The 3527-nt window shown below is 70.9% G+C and carries 4 protein-coding genes; 1 reads left to right on the top strand and 3 read right to left on the bottom strand.

Features of this window, described 5'->3' with window-relative positions; all coding sequences use genetic code 11:
• Positions 1–5 precede the first annotated feature (5 nt).
• A complete protein-coding gene (locus EEJ42_RS05590; RefSeq protein ID WP_123098880.1) occupies positions 6–518 on the bottom strand; it encodes a WhiB family transcriptional regulator in 513 nt (170 codons plus the stop codon).
• Positions 519–592: 74 nt separating this feature from the next.
• On the opposite strand from EEJ42_RS05590, the gene EEJ42_RS05585 reads away from it, so the two are divergent.
• Positions 593–889 (top strand): hypothetical protein, encoded by a 297-nt coding sequence (locus tag EEJ42_RS05585; RefSeq protein WP_148081858.1) that lies wholly within the window; start codon positions 593–595, stop codon positions 887–889.
• A 7-nt stretch (positions 890–896) separates the two neighbouring features.
• Here EEJ42_RS05585 and EEJ42_RS52535 read toward each other — a convergent pair whose 3' ends face one another.
• Together EEJ42_RS52535 and EEJ42_RS05575 are read right to left on the bottom strand one after the other, a co-directional pair.
• A complete protein-coding gene (locus EEJ42_RS52535; protein WP_246096109.1) occupies positions 897–1178 on the bottom strand; it encodes a hypothetical protein in 282 nt (93 codons plus the stop codon).
• A 281-nt stretch (positions 1179–1459) separates the two neighbouring features.
• A complete protein-coding gene (locus EEJ42_RS05575) occupies positions 1460–2854 on the bottom strand; it encodes a Mucin-2 (protein WP_123098878.1) in 1395 nt (464 codons plus the stop codon).
• Between the last annotated feature and the right edge of the window lie 673 nt (positions 2855–3527).

The following is a 3527-nucleotide window of genomic DNA, read 5'->3' as shown; positions in this document are numbered from 1 at the left end:
CATCTTTACGCGACCTCCTTGGTGGACAGGGCAGCCCCGAGAACAGCGCGGTTGCGGGCCTGCCGCGATGGGGTCATCGGCTCCTTCCACGGCTCGTACGGGGCGGGTCGGATGGGGATGAGCTCCACGTCCAGCCGGGCTATTGCCTGCTCGCGGACGGTCGGCGGGTTGATCCGAGCCGCACGCTGCTTCTCCTGCTTGCGCCGGTCCTGCTCGGCGACGGCGCCGACCCAGTCGGTGCCGAGGCGCTGGGTCAGGTTCTTGCGGAGGCGGTTGCGGTCGCGGTGGGTGGTTGCCGCCCACACGCCGGTCGGCGTGAGCTCGGGGTTCGCGAGCGCCCACTTGAGGCAGCTGGTGACGATCGGGCAGCCGGAGCAGGCACGTTTCGCCGTGGCGAGGGTCTTCTCCCGCTCGGCACGGTTGGCAATGTCGTCGATGGCGAACAGCTTCGGGTCGGTGCGGCACGCCAGCGGCGCGTCTGTGTGTGGGAAGGGAATGCGGTCGTCGGCGCGGCTCATGGGGTGGCCTCCAGGAAGCGCTGGGCGAGGTGGGGGAGTTGGAGGAAAATCAGCTCGAAGATGGGGAGCGGGACTTGCCACGGGCCCTGCTGGCCGTCGTAGGACACGGGCAGCGGCAGCGCGTGGACCTTGTCCAGGTCCAGGTGGAAGCGGGCGGGCTGTGCCCACGGGCTACACGCGTCGTCGGTGTCGGTGTGGGTGCCGGTGGTGCGGGCGACGCCGAGGACGGCGCGGGTGTGCAGCTGGTGGCCGGGGTGGTGCGGGCCACGAGCGGGTCGCGCTGGGCGGCCCGGCTCCGGCGGGGGCGGGGCGGCACAGAGTGCGCTCAGGACCCGGCGGATCTGCGGGAGACCCCGATGGGCTCCCTGTAGATGGCGGTCAGGTGGTGTTGAGATAGCGGGCAGCGACGTCCGTGAAATCGTCGTGCGCCACCATCGCGGCGTGACGAGCTGGGGTCAGCGTGGCCGTGGCCGCCTCACGGGCCTCGGCTTTGGTCAGGTCGCTGGCGCTGGGGATCACGTCGCGTATGGCGTAGGTCAGCGTGATCATGCGTGTGGCGGCGTCGCGTATCTCCTGGTCCTGGATCAGGACCAGGAGCGCGGTCAAGGGCTCGGTGATTGCTTGGCGGGTTGCGTGGCTTTCGTCCCGCAGGGCCTCCACCCGCTCCCTCAGCCGGACGGCCCTTCAGCATCGTGTCGCCGCGTAGCCACATCACGGTGCGATGTTCGCTGACTGCGGTGGTCAGATCCGTGACGGCCTTCAGCCGGTCGCGGCGTATCTCTTCGCGGTGGTTGGCCTCCGCGGCCCGCGCGGAGGCACGCTCTTGGAAACGGCCGCTGACGATGGAGCCGAGGAGCGTGCCGATCACGGGGATAGCGCCCGCCAGGACGGTCTCCATGTTCAGGCCCAGGGGGTGCGAGCAAGTCGGTTCCGCTCGGCAGTCAGGCGGGAACGCCAGCCCGGTCCAGGACGGCGGCTATCTCGTCCTCGGGTAGCGCCGGGTTAGCACCCGCGCTGGAGGCCAGTTCGGGTACGAGGAGGGCCTCGCGGAGCCGGTGTAGCCGGAGGCGCGGGTCGCGGGCCGCCGCCTGACGCGTCCAGACGACGGGGTCGTGGCTGAGCCGTTCGATCAGCTCCGGTGTGGCGGCCGGGTCCCGTACGGCCAGGCGGCGGTAGTTCCCGTCCAGGTGGTCCGCGTAGCGGGCGGCGAGGCCCTCGCGGGGAAAACGAGGGTGCGTCTCCGCCATCCAGGCGGAGAACGTCCCGCCCAGCCGCGCGAACACCCGCATCAGGACCTCCTCCGGAGCGTCGGGGTGGTGAATGCCCAGGAGGTTCTCCACCACTGGGTCCTCGACGCGTGCGAGCAGGCGCAGCAGATCGGGCGGCAGATGGGGGCTCCAGGCGGCGGCGCGCTGGAGTAGCGGATGAGCGGAGGACGCGGCCCGACGCAGCACCTCAGGCTCGGCGAGCCCGTCCCGTACCCACCGCACGCCGTCGCCCCTGTCGAGGTCCCCGGCCGTGAAGTCGATCCCCATGCGCCGTGTCTCGTCCAGCTCGGGCCGCAGGGAGACGGCGAGCCGTACGTCCTCGTCGGGGTTGACGGCGAGCCGCTCTACGAGGTCGGCGGGCAGCGACGGGTTCCCGGCAAGGGCGGCCAAGTGCGTCCGCTCGGCGACGCACCGCTCGGCGTCGGCGCGGGAAAGGAGCCCGCGGCGCAGTGCCTCGGCGGCGGACTTCGGGTCGCGGAGGAGTTCGGCGGTGACGTGGGCGTCCCGCCGACACTCCTGCAGCGCGGCAGCCCGCCGTACCTCGGGGTCGGGGTCGGCCAGCAACGCCGACCGCTCGCCCGCCGACAGGGCCTCCCATGCGCGCACCGCTTCCCGGCGCGCTGCCGCACGGTGATGAGTGGCCATCGATGCCACAAACGACGGCGCCAGATGGGGCGACTCCAGCAGTGCCGCGCGTACGGCAGGATCCGGATCGTCGAGCAGGCGGGCGCACACGGCATCAGGGAGCGGCGCGACCTTTGCGCGCGGATCGTACACCTCGGGTCCATTTGCGAGAGCGGCCCGCACCTTAGGAGAAGGATCGTCCGCGACCCGGGCCCGCTGTGCAGGCTCCGCCCTGGCACTCATGGCGAAATCGATCCGGGACCCCGGGTTCGGGTGGGCCAGGATCAGCGCGACGGCCGACTCGGGAAGTCCGGCCCGCTGAAGAGCCTCGCGGGGCGGACGGTCGCCGTCCCTCTCGAAGGCGAGTAGGCGCAGCAGCAGCGGCGTCGGCAGCGCCGAATTTCGGGCCACACCGTCCAGCGCGGATGCGTGGAACGCCACCATGATTCCCCTACCCCCTGTGTCTTCCCCGATCGGTCCGCGCCCATGATCTCGTATTCCATGCACGACATCTGTCGACCACCGTTGCACCGGTCTTTGCGACTTTGACCAGCACAGATGCCTACTGAGGGGAGGGCTCCTAGGTCACCAACCCAACAGAAACGCAGTGGCGGGCGACCGCGCGCCGGCCGAGCGTGCTGGTGGTCATGGTCGGGCGGGGGTGTCCGGGTCGGCGGGGGAGCCGTCAGCGTGGACTAGGTCCTCGCCGTACACCCGCTTGTGCATCGCCGTCTGTGAGCCCTGGACCACTGGTCACAGANCGGCGGGGGAGCCGTCAGCGTGGACTAGGTCCTCGCCGTACACCCGCTTGTGCATCGCCGTCTGTGAGCCCTGGACCACTGGTCACAGACGGGGTGCAGCTCGCCGAAGGTGGCCAGCAGGGTGCCGAACAGGGCCAGGCGCTCGGTGGCGAGAGGGATGCGGGGCATGCTGGAGTTCTCCTGATCTCGAAGAGGGTGAAGGGGAGTGGGCGGCCGGCCCTTTGCCGATGCGCGGCCGCCTGGGACGGCTCCGCTCCGGCTGCTTCGCCGGGGCGGAGCTGTTTCAGAACGGGGATACCTTCCTTTTGGGCTTCGTGCTGCACGGGCCGCGCTGTCCGGTCCTCCGCAGCGCCCCA

Origin of the sequence: Streptomyces botrytidirepellens (assembly GCF_003721215.1) — a bacterium.
Classification (GTDB): Bacteria; Actinomycetota; Actinomycetes; order Streptomycetales; family Streptomycetaceae; genus Streptomyces; species Streptomyces himastatinicus.
Note: the sequence above shows the minus strand (reverse complement) of the source record. Positions and strands in the feature narration are given on the sequence as shown.

Excerpts from the sequence above, each read along its gene's own strand:
- EEJ42_RS05575 (WP_123098878.1), bottom strand. The coding sequence starts at position 2,854 with ATGGTGGCGTTCCACGCATCCGCGCTGGACGGTGTGGCCCGAAATTCG.
- EEJ42_RS05590 (WP_123098880.1), bottom strand. The coding sequence starts at position 518 with ATGAGCCGCGCCGACGACCGCATTCCCTTCCCACACACAGACGCGCCG.